The sequence below is a fragment of the Janthinobacterium sp. 78 genome (assembly GCF_003096775.1).
Taxonomy (GTDB): Bacteria; Pseudomonadota; Gammaproteobacteria; order Burkholderiales; family Burkholderiaceae_D; genus Janthinobacterium; species Janthinobacterium tructae.
Window position 1 is genome coordinate 2,299,573 of sequence record NZ_QENT01000001.1, and the last position, 18,235, is coordinate 2,317,807.

The window sequence follows — 18,235 nt, forward strand, 5'->3', positions numbered from 1 at the left end:
GGGTTCAGGGCCGTACTGCCGCGTTGGCGAAGAAGCGGTAACCGGCGTTGCGCGCCGTATTGATGGGCAGGGACAGCCCGGTGGCTTGCTCGGTCTTGCGGCGCAGGCGGCGGATCTGCGTGTCGAGGCGGCGCTGATCGTAGTCGAGGAAATCCTCGCCCAGCGACTCGACGATTTGCTGGCGGCTGACGATGCGCTCGGGCTCTGCCATCAGTACTTGCAGCACGATCAAGTCTTGCTGCGACAGCGCGATGGCGCAGCAACCGGGCGGCAACAGGCGGCGCGGCCCCAGTTCGAGTATCCATGTGGGCGCGGTCACCGGTTCGCCCAGGCGGCGGCGCAGGCTGCTCAGGGTGGCAGCCAGTTCATCGAGGTCGGTATTTTTCGGCAGATAGTAATCGGCGCCGTCGATCAAGCCGCTTATCTTGTGTTGCATCGCGCTGCGCGCAGTAAAGACGACAATGCCTAGTTGCCGGCCCTGCGCCCGCAGCGCGCGCACCAGTTCCATGCCGTCGCCATCGGGCAAGCCCAGGTCGATGACGGCAATATGGTGCTGCGTGGGAGCGTAACAGGCTTGAAAGTCGGCCAGATTGGCGACTGCACTGACGCGATAGCCGCAATCGCCAAGAAATTCGGTCAGTTCTTGCCGCAGGACGTCTTCATCTTCAAGCAGAATAAGGTTCAACATGGGGCAAGGATACCCGATCGTTTTCACGGCGTGAAGGTCTGACTGGAATTGCCCGCGCTGTTTCCCCGCTTTACCCGTGGCGTTGTCGGTGTCACCGCTGCCGCTGATCGTCCTGTTCATCGTGCTGGCCACATGGCTCACACTGCGCGGACACCGTCCGGCACGCGCCTTCCTGCTGATTTTCGGCATCTTTTACGCGGCTGTCCTGATCAGTTTTCTGCGCAGCATGGCGGTGCTACGGAACAGTGCCGGCATGGATGGCATCGTCAGTTTTTCGCTGCATATACCCGTGCATATACCCGCCTGGATACATCTCGATTCCCGAGTGAATCAGTCGGGAATCGCTCAGGTTTGCTCACTTATAAATCTGGAATCTTTGTTATATTTTCCCTAAAGAAATTTCTGTAGCTTTTGGCCACATTTATGTGGTGAAAAGCAATAGGGATGGAAGCGAGGGAGAGGCTGTCTGTGCGCATGGCGCATGCATGGCCGATATCGCCATTTCCGCCACTTCACCCGCCGCCAGGGGCGCGGGTGAGGTGGCGCGTGGGTGCTCCGTATACAAAATACCAACAAGGATGGACTGCATGCATCGTCACGGATCATTGAATCACATTTATCGACTCGTCTGGAGTCATGTTCTGAACGCCTGGGTTGCCGTTGCCGAGACGTCGCGCGGGCGCGGCAAGGGCGGGCGCCGCAAGTTGGCCGCGGCCGCGGCCGCCATGGCGGCGTTGACGCTGGGAGGCCCCGCCTGTGCCGGGCCCACGGGAGGCCAGGTAGTGGCCGGCTCTGCGACCATCACCCAGTCCGGCGCGACAACGACGATTCAGCAGACGAGCCAGCAAGCTTCGCTGAACTGGGCCAGCTTTAATGTGGGCAGCAAGGAAACCGTCAACTTCGTGCAACCGTCGGCCAGCGCGCTCGCCGTCAACCGCATTCTCGACAGCAATGGTTCGCAGATACTCGGGCGCCTGAATGCCAACGGCCAGGTCTACCTGATCAACCCGAACGGCATCCTGTTCGGCCGTACGGCCCAGGTCAATGTGGGTGCTCTCGTTGCCTCGACCCTCGATATCGACACTGCCAGCCTGGCTGGCAACAAGCATGTCTTCAGCGGCAAGGGAGGCGGACGCATCGTCAATGAGGGCACCATCCGTGCTGCCGATGGTGGCTATGTCGCGCTGGTGTCCGCGAAGATCAGCAACAGCGGCAGCATCGCTGCCCATGCCGGCAGCGTGCTGATGGGTGCAGGCAGCGCGGTCACGCTGGACCTCGGTGGTCCCGTCAAGCTGCAGGTGACGCAAGGCGCGCTCGATACCCTGATCGAGAATGGCGGCGCCATCCGGGCCGATGGCGGCCAGGTCTACCTGACGGCCAAGGCGGCGGGCGAACTGGCGGCGAGTGTCATCAATAATACGGGCGTGATCGAAGCGCATACCCTGGCCAGCGGTGAAAAAGGCCAGATCGTGTTGCTGGGCGATATGAAGAAGGGCAACCTCCATGTCGCCGGCGTGCTCGACGCCAGTGCGCCGCAAGGCGGCGACGGCGGCTTCATTGAAACCAGCGCAAATCGGGTGGACATCGGCGCCGCGCGTGTCACTACAGCTGCACCGCGCGGCAAGACGGGCACCTGGCTGATCGATCCGAACGACTTCACGGTCGCTGCCAGTGGCGGCAACATGACGGGGGCCGATGTGTCCAATGCCCTGGCCAGCAATAATTTCTCCATCATGACGACCAGCATGGGCACGACGGGCGGCCGAGGCGATATCTATGTGAATGACGCCGTCAACTGGTCGGCCAACAAACTCACGCTGACTGCCGAGCGCAACATCAATATCAATGCGAACCTGAACGCCACGGGCACTGCGTCGCTGGCTTACCAGTATGGCCAGGCGACGGCCGATGGCGTGGGCAGTGGCTACCAGGTTGCTGCCGGTGTAGCCGTCAACATTCCTGTCGCTAGCGCATTTACCTGGCAGAAGGGCCGTGCTGGCACAGTACAGAATCTGGTGCTTGACAACGGCAAGGTACGCTTCGGCTATGGGCAGGAAGACTCTTTTACCACTGAGGGACTGTTAAAGACGCCCTATTATTTCGACAATACCACCCCTGGCCGTAACGGCTGGTTCGCACTGACCTATGGGAACCCGTTGGAATTTGCCGTAGCCGCTGGCGGCATTGGCGCCAATGCGTGGAACATCAATGGACAGATTCTGATCTCCAATGGCATGGGCGGCGGCTTCCCCGGTATGGGCGGCGACTTCCCCGGCATGAACATGGGCGGTAGTTACTCCGCGGCGCTGAGCAACCGTTCCTTGAATATCGCCGGCTACAAGGAAGGCGTCGGAACGGTCGTGACGACGGGGACGCTTCATTTCAGCAGCCTGAACCAGTCGGCCAGCATCGCGCACACTTACACCTTGAAGGCAGGCGAGCCCTTCGTCAACATGGATAGCCGGCTTACCAATCTGAGCACGACGCCGCTGACGAATGTCCGCATGTGGCTGGGAACGGGCGACGACTTTATCGGTGAGTCGGACGAGAATTACAAGATCAAAGGCAATGTCGTGTCGGGTGCGTTCGTTCCCTTGACCAATGGTACGAGCGCATCGAATGCCATCATGGTGACTGAAACCAATAGCACGACGAGCGGTTCGGCGATTTTGTTTTACTCCACCACGGCAGGCGTCGATACCGTACACACCAGTTGTTGTGAATTTATTAACTCCGTCAGCATGAATCCGCGAAGCACGGCCGTGGCTTCCGGTCAGACTGACGGCAGCTATGCCATGTTCCTGCGCGTGGCCGACCTGGCACCTGGACAGTCCGGAGGCCTGTCCGTGTATTACGCGGCGGCGCCTGTGGCGCAATTGAAGGATGCCATCGTTACCGTCGACAACGCGGCAGGCAATGCCTCCAAACCCGTCTATGTACGCCTGACGCCCGGCACCAGTTTGTATGGCGACGTGCCGGTCTTTAACTATGCGCTGTACGACGCGCTGAGTGGCGGCACGCTGGTTGCCGACGCCAGCGCGAGCGGCACGGTTTCCTGGCTGGGCGCGCCAACGGCTACTTCGTCGGCCGGCGTCTATACGATCAGCTACAACACTGGCTTGGTGCTGGGCAAGACGGGCTATACCCTGACGCCGGGCGGCCCTGTCTACTGGACGGTGACGCCCCGCCCGCTGAACGTGGCCGTGACGAAGACCTACGACGGCAGCGGCACCTTCAATTCGGGCTTCGTCCTGTCTGGCTTGGTCAATGGCGACAGCGCGCCTAGCGTATCGGGTTCAGCCACTGTCGGCAGCCGCAATGCCGGCCGCTACAGCAGTTTCGATTCCAGCACCTTGAGCCTGTCCAACAGCAATTATGTGTTGAACGCCAGCGGCATCAGCGCCAGCATCGACCCGCGTCCCATCATGGTGGCCGCCGACGCGAAGAGCAAGGTGTACGGTAACGTCGATCCGAGCCTGACTTACCAGGTGACGAAAGGTGCGCTGGTGGAAGGCGACAGCCTGGGCGGTGTGCTGCGCCGTGTGGCCGGTGAAAACGTGGGCAGCTACACGATCGACGCCTCGGCCCTGGCCAACGGCAATTATGTGGTGACGGCGCACGACGGCGTCTTGAGCATCGCCGCACGCCCGATCACGGTAACGGCCGATGCGAAGAGCAAGGTCTACGGTAACGTGGATCCGGGCCTGACGTACCAGGTCACGCAGGGCAGCCTGGTCGCTGGCGACAGCCTGAACGGCATACTGCGCCGTGCTGCCGGTGAAAACGTGGGCAGCTACACGATCGACGCCTCGGCCCTGGCCAACGGCAATTATGTGGTGACGGCGCACGATGGCGCCTTGAGCATCGACGCGCGCCCGATCACGGTAACGGCCGATGCGAAGAGCAAGGTCTACGGCAATGTCGATCCTGGCCTGACGTATCAGGTGACGCAAGGCAGCCTGGTCGCTGGCGACAGCCTGGGCGGCGTGCTGCGCCGTGCTGCCGGTGAGAACGTGGGCAGCTACACGATCGACGCCTCGGCCCTGGCCAATGGCAACTATGTGGTGACGGCGCACGACGGCGCCTTGAGCATCGCCGCGCGCCCGATCACGGTGACGGCCGATGCGAAGAGCAAGGTCTACGGCAACGTCGATCCTGGCCTGACTTACCAGGTGACGCAAGGCAGCCTGGTCGCTGGCGACAGCCTGAACGGCATACTGCGCCGTGCTGCCGGTGAAAACGTGGGCAGCTACACGATCGACGCCTCGGCCCTGGCCAATGGCAACTATGTGGTGACGGCGCACGACGGCGCCTTGAGCATCGCCGCGCGCCCGATCACGGTAACGGCTGATGCGAAAAGCAAGGTGTACGGCAATGTCGACCCAAGCTTGACCTATCAGGTCACGCAAGGCAGCCTGGTCGCTGGCGACAGCCTGGGCGGTGTGCTGCGCCGTGTGGCCGGTGAAAACGTGGGCAGCTACAGGATCGACGCCTCGGCCCTGGCCAACGGCAATTATGTGGTGACGGCGCACGACGGCGCCTTGAGCATCGCCGCGCGCCCGATCACGGTAACGGCCGATGCGAAAAGCAAGGTCTACGGCAACGTGGATCCTGGCCTGACGTACCAGGTCACGCAGGGCAGCCTGATGGCAGGCGACAGCTTGGGCGGCATCCTGCGCCGCGCGGCCGGTGAAAATGTGGGCAGCTACACGATCGACGCCTCGGCCCTGGCCAACGGCAACTATGTGGTGACGGCGCATAACGGCGCCTTGAGCATCGCCGCGCGCCCGATCACGGTGACGGCCGATGCGAAGAGCAAGGTCTACGGCAACGTCGATCCTGGCCTGACGTACCAGGTCACGCAGGGCACGCTGGTGGCAGGCGACAGCCTGTCCGGCGTGCTGCGCCGCGCTGCTGGCGAGAACGTGGGCAGCTACACGATCGACGCCTCGGCTCTGGCCAACGGCAATTATGTGGTGACGGCGCACGACGGCGCCTTGAGCATCGCCGCGCGCCCGATCACGGTAACGGCCGATGCGAAAAGCAAGGTCTACGGCAACGTCGATCCTGGCCTGACTTACCAGGTGACGCAGGGCAGCCTGGTCGCTGGCGACAGCCTGTCCGGCGTGCTGCGCCGCGTGGCCGGTGAAAACGTGGGCAGCTACACGATCGACGCCTCGGCCCTGGCCAACGGCAACTATGTGGTGACGGCGCACGACGGCGCCTTGAGCATCGCCGCGCGCCCGATCACGGTGACGGCCGATGCGAAGAGCAAGGTATACGGCAACGTCGATCCTGGCCTGACGTACCAGGTCACGCAAGGCACGCTGGTGGCAGGCGACAGCCTGGGCGGCATCCTGCGCCGCGCGGCCGGTGAAAATGTGGGCAGCTACACGATCGACGCCTCGGCCCTGGCCAACGGCAACTATGTGGTGACGGCGCATAACGGCGCCTTGAGCATCGCCGCGCGCCCGATCACGGTGACGGCCGATGCGAAGAGCAAGGTCTACGGCAACGTCGATCCTGGCCTGACGTACCAGGTCACGCAGGGCACGCTGGTGGCAGGCGACAGCCTGTCCGGCGCCTTGCGCCGCGCGGCCGGTGAAAACGTGGGCAGCTACACGATCGACGCCTCGGCCCTGGCCAACGGCAATTATGTGGTGACGGCGCACGACGGCGCCTTGAGCATCGCCGCGCGCCCGATCACGGTGACGGCCGATGCGAAAAGCAAGGTCTACGGTAACGTGGATCCGGGCCTGACGTACCAGGTGACGCAAGGCAGCCTGGTCGCTGGCGACAGCCTGAACGGCATACTGCGCCGTGCTGCCGGTGAAAACGTGGGCAGCTACACGATCGACGCCTCGGCCCTGGCCAATGGCAACTATGTGGTGACGGCGCACGACGGCGCCTTGAGCATCGCCGCGCGCCCGATCACGGTAACGGCTGATGCGAAGAGCAAGGTGTACGGCAATGTCGATCCTGGCCTGACTTACCAGGTGACGCAGGGCAGCCTGGTCGCGGGCGACAGCCTGGGTGGCGTGCTGCGCCGTGCAGTTGGCGAGAACGTGGGCAGCTACACGATCGACGCCTCGGCCCTGGCCAACGGCAATTATGTGGTGACGGCGCACGACGGCGCCTTGAGCATCGCCGCGCGCCCGATCACGGTAACGGCCGATGCGAAAAGCAAGGTCTACGGCAACGTGGATCCTGGCCTGACGTACCAGGTCACGCAGGGCACGCTGGTGGCAGGCGACAGCTTGGGCGGCATCCTGCGCCGCGCGGCCGGTGAAAATGTGGGCAGCTACACGATCGACGCCTCGGCCCTGGCCAACGGCAACTATGTGGTGACGGCGCATAACGGCGCCTTGAGCATCGCCGCGCGCCCGATCACGGTGACGGCCGATGCGAAGAGCAAGGTCTACGGCAACGTCGATCCTGGCCTGACGTACCAGGTCACGCAGGGCACGCTGGTGGCAGGCGACAGCCTGTCCGGCGTGCTGCGCCGCGCTGCTGGCGAGAACGTGGGCAGCTACACGATCGACGCCTCGGCTCTGGCCAACGGCAATTATGTGGTGACGGCGCACGACGGCGCCTTGAGCATCGCTGCGCGCCCGATCACGGTAACGGCCGATGCGAAGAGCAAGGTCTACGGCAACGTGGATCCTGGCCTGACGTACCAGGTGACGCAGGGCAGCCTGGTCGCTGGCGACAGCCTGTCCGGCGCCTTGCGCCGCGCGGCCGGTGAAAACGTGGGCAGCTACACGATCGACGCCTCGGCCCTGGCCAACGGCAATTATGTGGTGACGGCGCGCAACGGCGCCTTGAGCATTGCCGCCGATCCAGCACTGGAAAATGCGATTCGCCTGGCGCGGCGCCAAGTCACCACTGGCACCAATGATGTGGCGGCGGGCACGGTGGCAAACGCCGGGGCACTGGCCATACCGGGTGTCGCGGCAAATGCCGTGCCAGGCGCCGGCAGTATGCCTGATAACGGCGTCAACCTGATCGGCGGACTGGCGCTGGTGCCGGTAACTGATGCGGCGCACGCCACGCCAGCGCAGGGAGGAAGCGGCACGCCTGGCTTTACGCGCATCTTTGTCGTCAACGGCGGCATTAATGTGCTGGCTGCCGCCCCGGTAGACGGAGGAGTAGCGCAATGATTGTACTGATTCAACAAACAAGAAAATCGATGAAAAAACAACAACTACCTCGGCGCAACACTGTAGCCATGGCGCTGGGCGTCGCCTTAATACATTTTTCGCCCGCCGCACAGGCGCAGGTTCCGCCTGACGCGGGCCAGACCTTGCAGCAACTTCAGCCGCCGATCGCAGCGCCGCGCGAAAGCCAGCCTTTGAAGATACAGGCGCCGCTCGATTCCGCGCCCATTGCGCCGGGAGGGGCGGCCGTCATCTTGAATACGGTCAAGCTGAGCGGCAATTCCGTGTTCAGCGAAGAAACGCTGCGCGCGGCGCTGGGCGACGTCACGGGCAAGACGTTCGACCTGGCCGGTTTGCGCGGCCTGGCCCAGCGCATCACGGACGTTTACCAGGCGGGCGGCTACCCGTTTGCCCGCGCCATCCTGCCGCCGCAAGACCTGGCGAACGGTGACTTGCGCATCGAGGTGATCGAGGGACGTTATGGCGTGGTGCAGGCACAGGGCGACGATAGCGTCCTGGCGCAGCAGGCGACAGCCTTCCTCGACGGCTTGCTTCCTGGCAGCGTGATCGCCAGTGCACCGCTGGAACGCGCCGCCCTGTTGCTCGATGATTTGCCTGGCATCCAGACCAGCGCCACGATGCGTCCTGGCACCCAGGCGGGGACGGGCGATTTGATCGTCCAGATCGCCCGCGACCAGCGCGTGCGCGGCGACATCGGCCTGGACAATGCTGGCAGCCGCTACACGGGGAAAAACCGCGTGCGTGCGAATGTCGACATCAATAGTCCCTTCCTGCTGGGCGACCAGCTCACCGTGCGTGCGCTGCTGAGCGAGGAGAAATTGTGGCTTGGCTCGCTTGGCTACAGCCTGCCGCTGGGCACGTCCGGCTTGCGCGGCAATGTCGGCTACTCACATACCAGCTATGAGCTGGCGAAGGAATTCGCCAGTCTGCATGCGAACGGAACGGCGAAGGTTGCCAGCGCTGGCCTCAGCTATCCCATCCTGCGCTCGCAAAAGGCCAATCTGACCTTGATCGCCACCTATCAATCGAAGGATTTGCACGATAACCGCGATAGCACCCGGACCTACGAAAGCAAGTCCAGCCAGTCCATGCCACTGGCCCTGCAATTCGATTACCGCGACGCCTTCGATGGCATCACCTACGGCAGCGCGAGCTGGACTCCAGGCAAGCTGAAACTCGATGCGGGCTTGACGGCCGTTGATGATTACAAGAGCAACGGTCGTTTTCACAAGGTCAACCTCGACGTGGTGCGCCTGCAATCCTTGCCCGCCGGTTTCAACCTGATGGCTCACCTGAGCTGGCAGCAAGCCAACAAGAACCTCGATTCGTCCGAGAAGCTGAGTCTGGGCGGCGCCAGTGGCGTGCGCGCGTATCCATCGGGTGAAGCCACCGGCGACGAGGGCGGGCTGGCACAGCTGGAACTGCGCTATGACGCCGGCGTCTATACGCCATATGCCTTCATGGATGCGGGCCGCATCACGGTCAACGCCAAGCCGGTGGCGGCCGGTGACAACCGGCGCAGCCTGAGCGGCGGCGGCCTGGGCTTGCGCTACCAGCGGCAGGCATGGAGTGCGGACGTGGCCCTGGCCTGGCGCAGCATAGGCGGCCGTTCACTGTCGGAAACGAACAACGATCCCAAGCCGCGCGTCTGGCTGAATGTGGAATACCGCTTTTAGTTTTTAGTTCGTCGGATGGCAAGGCGCACGGTTGACGCGTGCGCCTTGCAAAATAATCTGACACCCGTTATATTCCCCGTTCTTTCTCGAACCTCTTCCTTATTGGAGCCAAAAGTGCCTCGCTTCTTCGCCATCACCTGCTAACGCTGACGAAATGCTCTTGCAGCATCGTTCGGCGCGTTGACGCCCCCGATTGCTGCGGCACTGCTCTTTCCGCACACGTATCCAGGACCACCGTCCTGATCGTCCACGCCCGAACACGTCGTCAGCACCCCTGACCCTGTATGGACACGCCCCGGTGAACGCGGCGTGGGACGCTATGTTTTTACAATCTTTACCTTTATTCAAATACCCGCGCACGCCGCACCTGGAAGGCTCGCGCCTGCAGGACGGCGACGACGGCTCGGATCAGATGCCCCTGAAAAAGCTGGCCGGCCAGTACGTCGTCATCGAGGAAAAAATCGATGGCGCCAACTCCGCCGTGTCGTTCAGCGACGCGGGCGAAGTGCTGCTGCAGTCGCGCGGCCATTACCTGGCGGGCGGCGGCAGCGAACGCCAGTTCAACCTGTTGAAACCGTGGGCGCATGCGCATGAACACGCCTTGCTGCATCTGCTGGAAGATCAGTATGTGCTGTTTGGCGAATGGTCGTACAGCAAGCATTCCGTGTTTTACGACCGGCTGCCCCATTACTTCAACGAGTTTGACGTGTATTGCCGGCGCAGCCAGATGTTTTTGTCGACGGCGCGCCGCCACGCCATGCTGGCCGGCTCGCCCGTGCTATCGGTCCCCGTGCTGTATGCGGGCCTGATGCCCACGTCGCCGAAACAGCTGTGGCAACTGCTGCGCCATTCGCTGGCCAAGTCCCTTTTGTGGCGCGACGCCTTTGACAATGTGGTGGCGCGCGAGCGCCTGCCGCTGGACCTGTGCTGGAAGCAGACGGACAAGTCCGACCATGCGGAAGGCCTGTACCTGAAGGTGGAAGACGACGAGCAAGTGCTGGCCCGCTACAAGCTGGTGCGCCATGACTTTACGCAAACCATCCTCGACAGCGGCTCGCACCACAGCACGCGGCCCCTGATCCCGAACCAGCTGGCCGACGGCGTGGACCTGTACGCGCCGCAGCCGCTGGTCACGTGGGAAAGCCTGGGTTTACATACCTGCCGCTCGCTCGATGAATTGGCTGCCTACTCAAGGAGTACAACATGATGCACTGGAAAACCCTGCAACAACTGGTGCCGCCAGCGGGACAGTCGCCCGACTTCAATGCCTGCCTGGCCGCCTTCCCGCAGCTGGAACTGGCCAAGACGACGCCGCAAAACCCCGTGTACCACGCGGAAGGCGATGTGTGGACGCATACCATGATGGTGGTGGAGTCCTTGCTGGGCATGCTTGAGTATCAGCAAGCCACGCGGGCGGAGCAGGAAATCGTCTTCCTGGCCGCCTTGCTGCACGACGTGGCCAAGTGCAGCACCACGGTGATCGATCCGGTCACGGGCGCCATCGGCCAGCCTGGCCACTCGCGCAAGGGCGCGCTCGATGCGCGCATCGCCCTGTGGGATTGCGATGTGCCGTTTGCCGTGCGCGAGGAAATCTGTCGCCTGATCAATGTGCACCAGGTGCCGTTCTTTGCGCTGGAAACATCGCGGCGCGGTGTCACGCCCGAGTTCACCGTGCGCGAGTTGTCGTGGCAAGTCGATATCCGCTTGCTGGCCATGCTGGCCGAGGCCGACATCCGCGGCCGGATCTGCCCCGATCCGCAGCGCATTTTGGATGCCATCGAGCTGTTCCGCGAACTGGCGCGCGAGGAGGGCTGCTACGGCCAGCGCAGGGCCTTCGTCGACGACCACACGCGCGTGAAATATTTTCGCGGCGCCGAGGCGCATCCCGATTATTCCCTGTTCCAGGAGCCGGGTTCGCACGTGATCGTCATGTCGGGCTTGCCCGCGTCGGGCAAGAACACGTGGGTGGACAAGCACCATCCGCGCTTGCCCGTCGTGTCGTTTGACGATGCGCGCACGGCCTTGGGCTTGAAGCACGGCAAGAACGAAGGCCAGGTTGGCGACTACGCGGAAGAGCGGGCGCGCGAGCTGTTGCGCCGTGGTGAACCGTTCGTGTGGAACGCCACGCATCTGTCAAAACTGATGCGCGAAAAGACGCTCAACCTGCTGTACAAATACCACGCGCAAGTGGAGCTGGTATACCTGGAGCAGCCGCGCAAGGAGTTATTAAGGCGCAACGGCCAGCGCGACACATCGCTCAGCAACAAAAAGCTGCAAGCGATGCTGTGGAACTGGGAAATTCCGCTGCCGATGGAAGCGCACGCGGTGCGCTACGAGGTCAGCTGAACGTTTAGCGTTTGCCCCCACCCAGCAGCTGCGCGATCTCGCTGAACAATTCATTGTTCAGCGAGGCGGGCACGGTGGTGGCCAGGCTGCGGCTGTAATAGGCGCCCAGGTCCAGGCCCAGGCCCAGGCCGCAGATTTCCACGGCGCCCTGCGCTTCGCGGCGCGCCACCACTTGTTTCAAATGCTGGGCCAGGTAAAACTCGTCATTGGCCAGATTTGTGGCCGTATCCATCGGGCAACCGTCGGAGACGACGAGCAGGATGCGCCGCCGTTCCGGGCGCGCCAGCATGCGCGTACAGGCCCAATCCACGGCTTCGCCATCGACGCCTTCGCGGTACAGATCCGCTTTCAGCAGGGCCGCGATATCGGGCCGCGCGCGGCGCCAGTTGGTGTCGCCATCCTTGAACACCAGGTGCACGAGTTCGTTCAAGCGGCCCGGATTCGCCGGCGAGCGGGCGCGCATCCAGTCGCGTTTGACTCTGCCCCCATTCCACGCACCCGTCGTAAAGCCCAGCAACTCCGTGGTGATGCCGGCCTGGTCCAGCGCGCGCAGCAGAATATCGAGCAGCACGGCCACGGATTCCGCATGCGTCTTCATGGAGCCGGAGCAATCGACGAGAAAGGACACCAGGCAATCGGCTTGCGGCAAAAATTGTTCCTTGCGGAATAGCCGGCGCTCGGACGGCGAGCTGATCAGCTGCGCCAGACGCCGCCCGTCGATGTATCCCTCTTCCTCGCCGAATGACCAGCCGTCGCGTTGGGGCACGGCCAGCAATTGCGTCAAGCGCCGCGCCAGGCGCGCCGTGTTGATGCCCAGGCTGGCGATGCGCTCGTCCATGCGTTCGCGGTAGTCGAGCAACAGGGCGCGGCGCACCAGTTCGCCCGCGTTTTCTTCGCGGTCATACGCCGTGCAGTAAACCTTGTAGGCGCCATCGCCATCGCTGAAGGCGCGGCTGTCGCCCAAGGGCGCCGCATCGGGAAGGTGGTCGTTGTCGCTGTCGAAATCGAGCAGCAGCTTGAACGCTGCCTGCGCCTTGGCGTCTCCCCCATCGTCCTGGCTACCGTCGCGCGCCGCCTGCGCCTCTTTCAGCATGGCATCGACGGCGTGGGCGATGGCCAGCGCGTGGCGCGCAAAGGCGGCTTGATCCAGGCGGTGGCGGCGCAAGCCCGCCAGGTCGCCGCTCAATTGTGAAGAGACTGACCAGCGCGTGGCCTCGATAAAATCTTCCGTTTTTTCCAGCACGGGCCTGGCCGTCAGGCGCGACCAGCACATCTGGAACACTGTATACAAGAGCAAGCCCGAAGCGCCTTCGGCCAGGCCGGAATCGTAAAACGCGTGCGACCATGCCGTAAAACGGTGGCGCAGGTTGCTGATGACGCCAGCGTGTTGATCTGGCGCAAGCGTTTCCACCCTTAACTGTTCCAGCAGCTCGAAGACGAGGCGCGCCACGGGGTCAAGCGGGCACAGCGACTTGTGCAGGGCGGCATCCGTATGCAGCAGGCGCAGCGCCACGCTGTCGGCCGCGCCGCGCAGCGAGGGCAAATCCTGCAGCGCCGCATCGGGCTGCAGATGGGCGGCGTGAATGGGCAGGGGACAGTGGCCGTCGTGCAGGCGCCGGCCCCGGTAGCGTATCGAGGGAGAAGCGCTGAGGGCGCGGATGGCGCCCGCGCACAGTTCATCCGTTTCCTGCTGCTCGCGCGTGTAGGCGGCAGGAACAGTTGCTTCGGCGCTCATGCCTGGCTCGCCAGCAATTCCTCGTTAAAACAGCGCTGGTAATACTCGGCCACCATGGGCCGCTCGGCCTCGTCGCATTTGTTGAGGAAGGACAGGCGGAAGGCCAGCGCCGGGTCGCGGAAGATCTGGCAATTTTCCGCCCAGGTAATCACCGTGCGCGGCGACATCAGACACGCCAGGTCGCCCGCCGCATAGCCGTGGCGCGTCAGGCTGGCCACGGCCACCATGGACGCAGCCAACTGGCGGCCCGCGGCATCGTTCATGGCCGGGACTCTGGCCAGCACGATTTCCGTTTCTTCCGCCTGCGGCAAATAATTCAAGGTGGCAACGATGTTCCAGCGGTCGATCTGCGCGTGGTTCAGCACTTGCGTGCCGTGGTACATGCCGTTCAGGTTGCCCAGGCCCACCGTGTTCGAGGTGGCGAACAAACGGAAGTGCGGGTGCGGCGTGATGACCCGGTTCTGGTCGAGCAAAGTAAATTTGCCGTCGCGCTCGAGGATGCGCTGGATGACGAACATCACGTCGGGGCGGCCCGCATCGTACTCGTCGAAGATCAGGGCCACGGGCCTTTGCAAGGACCAGGGCACGATGCCTTCCTGGAATTCGGTGACTTGCTGCTGCTCGCGCAGCACGATAGTGTCCTTGCCGACCAGATCCAGGCGGCTGATGTGGCCGTCCAGATTGACGCGCACGCAAGGCCAGTTCAGGCGCGCCGCCACTTGCTCGATATGTGTGGACTTGCCCGTGCCGTGCAAGCCTTGCACCATCACGCGGCGGTTATGCGTGAAGCCGGCCAGGATCGCCAGAGTCACATCCTGGTTGAAGCGGTAGGCGGGATCGATGTCGGGCACGTGCGCGTCGCGTTCCGTGAAGACGGGCACGAGCAGGTCGCTGTCGATAGCGAACAGGCTGCGCACGGACTGCAAGGTTTGCGCTGCGGCGGCGGGGGGATGTTGGCGTGAATCTGGCACCTTGTTCTCCTGTGAAACCGCAGCATGGGCGCTACGGCGGTTATGAATGACCGGTTTGTAATGCGGCGTCGTCGTCCCCGCCCGTCGTCGGCATGGTTTCCGATTCGATGGCGGCCAGGGCTTGCGCGGCGCGTTGCAATGCTGGCAAAAAATGTAAAGCCTTGTCGTGCGTCAAACGGATGATGGGCGCCTGGATCGCCACGGCCAGGTTCGAGCGGCCGTTCGGGTTCGGCACCAGCACGGCCACGCACAGCAGGCCGGGCAGGAATTCTTCATCGTCCAGCGCATAGCCGTTGCGGCGCACCAATTCCAGTTCGCGTTCCAGCTTGACGGGGTCCGTTTCCGTCTTGTCCGTAAAGCGCGTCAATTCCATGTGGCCCAGCAGGCGGCGCCGTTGCACGGGCGTCATTTGCGCCAGGAACAGCTTGCCGCTGGACGAGCAGTGGGCCGGCACGCGCGAGCCAGGGTGCAGGTAGAAGCGCAGCGGCGCCGCCGTTTCCACCCGGTCCAGGTACACCACTTCGCTGCCGCTGAAGGCCGTCAGGTTGCAGCTTTCGCCCACTTCCTCGACCAACTGGCGCAAGACCATGCGGCGGGCGCCATGGAACGTGTTGTTAATCAAGAGGTTCGACGCCAGGCGGCGCAGGCGCACGCCGGTGCTGTAGTGGCGGCCATCGCTTTCGCGCTGCAGCACGCCCACGCTTTCCAGTTGCTGCAACATGCGGTGCAGGGTGGGTTTCGGCAAGCCCGTTTCTTCCACCAGCGCTTGCAGCGACAGCAACTGGTCTTTCTCGGCAATCACTTCCAGCAAGGCAAACAAACGCATCGTGGGCGTGTCGCCTTCCAGTTTTTCCGGCTCAAGTTTTGGGGATGAAATCATGTCCATGGTGGCCTCGGTGTGGTGTCTGTCGTGTTATTTCATTTTCGAACTCAAATTGTACCGTTTCCTTGAAAATCTGTTTGACTTTTGATTGCCGAACGCTTAAATTGAATTTTATATCAAATTTCGGAACAAAATATACCGATTTTTGATAAATAAGTTGATCACTACACTGCAGTTCATTACAACAGACCAGGAGACACCCATGAATGACATGACCGAGCAAAAAGCCGCCGCAGCCGCCGCAGTAAATCCTCCGGCCTCTGTTGGCCCGCAAAAGATGACGCCTTCCGAAGCGTTCGTGGAAACCCTGGCCGCCAATGGCGTGACCGACATGTTCGGCATCATGGGCTCGGCCTTCATGGATCCGATGGACATCTTTGCCCCGGCCGGCATCCGCCTGATTCCCGTCGTGCACGAACAGGGCGCCGGCCACATGGCCGACGGCTATGCCCGCGTATCGGGCCGCCACGGTGTCGTCATCGGCCAGAACGGCCCCGGCATCAGCAATTGCGTCACGGCGATTGCCGCCGCCTACTGGGCGCACACCCCCGTCGTCATCATCACGCCGGAAACGGGCACGATGAGCATGGGCCTGGGCGGCTTCCAGGAAGCGAACCAGCTGCCGATGTTCGAGGAATTTACGAAGTACCAGGGTCATGTGACCAATCCGGCCCGCATGGCGGAATTTACGGGCCGCTGCTTTGACCGCGCCATGTCGGAAATGGGCCCGACGCAACTGAACATCCCGCGCGACTATTTCTATGGCGAAATCAAGGCGGAAATCCCCAAACCGAACCGCCTGGACCGTGGCGCCGGCGGCGAACACAGCCTCAATGAGGCGGCCGAACTGCTGGCCAAGGCCAAGTTCCCCGTCATCATCTCGGGCGGCGGCGTGGTCATGGGCGAAGCGATCGAAGAGTGCAAGGCGCTGGCCGAACGCCTCGGCGCGCCAGTGGTGAACAGCTATTTGCACAATGACTCGTTCCCCGCCAGCCATCCGCTGTGGTGCGGTCCGCTCGGTTATCAAGGCTCGAAAGCGGCCATGAAACTGATCGCCCAAGCCGACGTCGTCGTCGCCCTCGGCTCGCGTCTGGGACCGTTCGGCACCTTGCCGCAGCACGGCATGGATTACTGGCCAAAGAATGCCAAGATCATCCAGATCGACGCGGACAACAAGATGCTGGGTCTGGTCAAAAAGATTTCGGTGGGCATCTGCGGCGACGCCAAGGCGGCCGCCAAAGCGATTCTTTCTCGCCTGGATGGCAAGACGCTCGATTGCGATGCGACGCGCGAGGAGCGCTTTGCCACTGTGCAAGCCGAGAAGGCCGCGTGGGAAAACGAACTGGACAACTGGACGCACGAGAAAGATGCGTACAGCCTGGACATGATCGAAGAGCAAAAGAAAGAGCCGGGCAATTACTTGCACCCGCGCCAGGTCTTGCGCGAGCTGGAAAAAGCCATGCCGGAAGACGTGATGGTGTCGACCGACATCGGCAACATCAACTCCGTGGCCAACAGCTATCTGCGCTTTGAAAAACCGCGCAGCTTCTTTGCGGCGATGAGCTTTGGCAACTGCGGCTATGCATTTCCGACCATCATCGGCGCGAAAGTGGCCGCACCGCACCGTCCGGCCGTGTCGTATGCGGGTGACGGCGCCTGGGGCATGAGCCTGATGGAAACCATGACTTGCGTGCGCCACAACATTCCGGTGACGGCGGTGGTGTTCCACAACCGCCAGTGGGGCGCGGAAAAGAAAAACCAGGTCGATTTCTACAACCGCCGCTTCGTCGCCGGTGAACTCGACAACCAGAGCTTCGCCGAGATTGCACGCGCCATGGGCGCCGAAGGCATCACGGTCGACAAGCTGGAAGACGTGGGGCCAGCCTTGAAGAAGGCCATAGCCATGCAGATGAATGAAGGCAAGACCACCATCATCGAAATCATGTGCACGCGCGAGCTGGGCGACCCGTTCCGCCGCGATGCGCTGAGCAAACCTGTGCGGCATCTGGATAAATATAAAGATTACGTCTGATTTGCTGCTGGAGTGTTGGATTACGCCTTTCAGGCTAATCCAACCTACCCAACCTACGTGACTGTGTAGGTCGGATTAGCCGGGCGCGAGCCCGGCGTAATCCGACAAAGCGCTGTGACCAAATTCTCACAGATTGTCACCAAAACATCATAATTTCATTAAAGAATACAAACCGTCCCGTTTTTTGGATTATTTGATTTGACAAGGCCATGCTTAAGGCTTAAATTCAATAAAAGACAAAAAACGGAACGTAGCGTATCAAAAACGATTTACGGAGACCACCATGAACCACCCTGTACCGCACACCGGCGCCGTCACCACCGCTGTCACCACCGACTTCCTGCAAGCGTTCGGCGATGCCTGGAACCGCCACGATATCGAGGCCCTGATGGCCGCCATGGCCGATGACTGCGAATTTCACGCCGTGGCCGGCCCTGACTTGCTGGGCAAGAGTTTCATTGGCCGCGACGCCGTACGCGCCGGTTTTGAGCTGGCCTGGCAAACCTTCCCCGATGCCGCCTGGCTCAATCCCGAACACTTCGTCAGCGGCGAGCGCGGCGTGACGGAATCGACGTTTGCCGGCACCAAGGCGGACGGCACGCGCATCGAAGCGCGCATGGTCGACATCTTCACTTTCCGCGATGGCAAGATCGCCGTGAAGAACGCCTTCCGCAAGGATCGCCCACCGGTCGCTACCGGCAACAAAGCCTGAGCCAGCACGTTCAC

General features: G+C 62.5%; 11 protein-coding genes. 7 read left to right on the forward strand and 4 right to left on the reverse strand.

Annotated features, from left to right (window positions below; all coding sequences use genetic code 11):
- Nucleotides 1-4: 4 nt before the first annotated feature.
- Nucleotides 5-688: a response regulator transcription factor gene (locus C8C92_RS10345; RefSeq protein ID WP_116743723.1), complete on the reverse strand. Its 684-nt coding sequence runs from the start codon at nt 686-688 to the stop codon at nt 5-7.
- Between the two features lie 88 nt (nt 689-776).
- On the opposite strand from C8C92_RS10345, the gene C8C92_RS10350 reads away from it, so the two are divergent.
- The 5 genes from C8C92_RS10350 (at nt 777) to C8C92_RS10370 (ending at nt 11,888) form a co-directional block, all read left to right on the forward strand.
- A complete protein-coding gene (locus tag C8C92_RS10350; RefSeq protein WP_133250731.1) occupies nt 777-1,082 on the forward strand; it encodes a hypothetical protein in 306 nt (101 codons plus the stop codon).
- A gap of 193 nt (nt 1,083-1,275) precedes the next feature.
- On the forward strand, nt 1,276-7,848 hold the full coding sequence (locus tag C8C92_RS10355; protein WP_165829364.1) for an MBG domain-containing protein: 6,573 nt from the start codon (nt 1,276-1,278) through the stop codon (nt 7,846-7,848).
- A gap of 29 nt (nt 7,849-7,877) precedes the next feature.
- Nucleotides 7,878-9,542, forward strand: a complete 1,665-nt coding sequence (locus tag C8C92_RS10360; protein WP_116743726.1) for a ShlB/FhaC/HecB family hemolysin secretion/activation protein — start codon at nt 7,878-7,880, stop codon at nt 9,540-9,542.
- 319 nt (nt 9,543-9,861) lie between these two features.
- A complete protein-coding gene (locus C8C92_RS10365; RefSeq protein ID WP_116743727.1) occupies nt 9,862-10,749 on the forward strand; it encodes an RNA ligase family protein in 888 nt (295 codons plus the stop codon).
- Nucleotides 10,749-11,888, forward strand: coding sequence for an AAA family ATPase (locus C8C92_RS10370; protein WP_116745914.1), 1,140 nt, complete (start codon nt 10,749-10,751; stop codon nt 11,886-11,888). The genes C8C92_RS10365 and C8C92_RS10370 overlap by 1 nt, the downstream gene beginning before the upstream one ends.
- Before the next feature lie 4 nt (nt 11,889-11,892).
- Here the strand turns inward: C8C92_RS10370 and C8C92_RS10375 are convergent, their stop codons facing one another.
- Genes C8C92_RS10375 through C8C92_RS10385 form a run of 3 tightly spaced genes read right to left on the reverse strand, consistent with a single transcriptional unit; the run spans nt 11,893 to nt 15,480 of the window.
- The gene (locus C8C92_RS10375; protein ID WP_116743728.1) at nt 11,893-13,623 is read right to left on the reverse strand and encodes a cobalt chelatase; all 1,731 of its coding nucleotides are present in this window, start codon (nt 13,621-13,623) and stop codon (nt 11,893-11,895) included.
- On the reverse strand, nt 13,620-14,594 hold the full coding sequence (locus C8C92_RS10380) for an AAA family ATPase (protein ID WP_165829366.1): 975 nt from the start codon (nt 14,592-14,594) through the stop codon (nt 13,620-13,622). Before C8C92_RS10380 ends, C8C92_RS10375 begins: the two co-directional genes overlap by 4 nt.
- Before the next feature lie 40 nt (nt 14,595-14,634).
- Nucleotides 14,635-15,480 (reverse strand): IclR family transcriptional regulator, encoded by an 846-nt coding sequence (locus C8C92_RS10385; protein ID WP_092719716.1) that lies wholly within the window; start codon nt 15,478-15,480, stop codon nt 14,635-14,637.
- Between the two features lie 208 nt (nt 15,481-15,688).
- On the opposite strand from C8C92_RS10385, the gene xsc reads away from it, so the two are divergent.
- Together xsc and C8C92_RS10395 are read left to right on the forward strand one after the other, a co-directional pair.
- Nucleotides 15,689-17,509, forward strand: coding sequence for a sulfoacetaldehyde acetyltransferase (gene xsc, locus C8C92_RS10390; protein ID WP_116745916.1), 1,821 nt, complete (start codon nt 15,689-15,691; stop codon nt 17,507-17,509).
- 283 nt (nt 17,510-17,792) lie between these two features.
- On the forward strand, nt 17,793-18,221 hold the full coding sequence (locus tag C8C92_RS10395) for a nuclear transport factor 2 family protein (RefSeq protein WP_099759946.1): 429 nt from the start codon (nt 17,793-17,795) through the stop codon (nt 18,219-18,221).
- Nucleotides 18,222-18,235: the final 14 nt, after the last annotated feature.

Coding starts and splice junctions, on each gene's coding strand:
- xsc (WP_116745916.1), top strand. CDS start 15,689: ATGACCGAGCAAAAAGCCGCCGCAGCCGCCGCAGTAAATCCTCCGGCC.
- C8C92_RS10395 (WP_099759946.1), top strand. CDS start 17,793: ATGAACCACCCTGTACCGCACACCGGCGCCGTCACCACCGCTGTCACC.
- C8C92_RS10360 (WP_116743726.1), top strand. CDS start 7,878: ATGAAAAAACAACAACTACCTCGGCGCAACACTGTAGCCATGGCGCTG.
- C8C92_RS10375 (WP_116743728.1), bottom strand. CDS start 13,623: ATGAGCGCCGAAGCAACTGTTCCTGCCGCCTACACGCGCGAGCAGCAG.
- C8C92_RS10345 (WP_116743723.1), bottom strand. CDS start 688: ATGTTGAACCTTATTCTGCTTGAAGATGAAGACGTCCTGCGGCAAGAA.
- C8C92_RS10365 (WP_116743727.1), top strand. CDS start 9,862: ATGTTTTTACAATCTTTACCTTTATTCAAATACCCGCGCACGCCGCAC.
- C8C92_RS10370 (WP_116745914.1), top strand. CDS start 10,749: ATGCACTGGAAAACCCTGCAACAACTGGTGCCGCCAGCGGGACAGTCG.
- C8C92_RS10355 (WP_165829364.1), top strand. CDS start 1,276: ATGCATCGTCACGGATCATTGAATCACATTTATCGACTCGTCTGGAGT.
- C8C92_RS10385 (WP_092719716.1), bottom strand. CDS start 15,480: ATGGACATGATTTCATCCCCAAAACTTGAGCCGGAAAAACTGGAAGGC.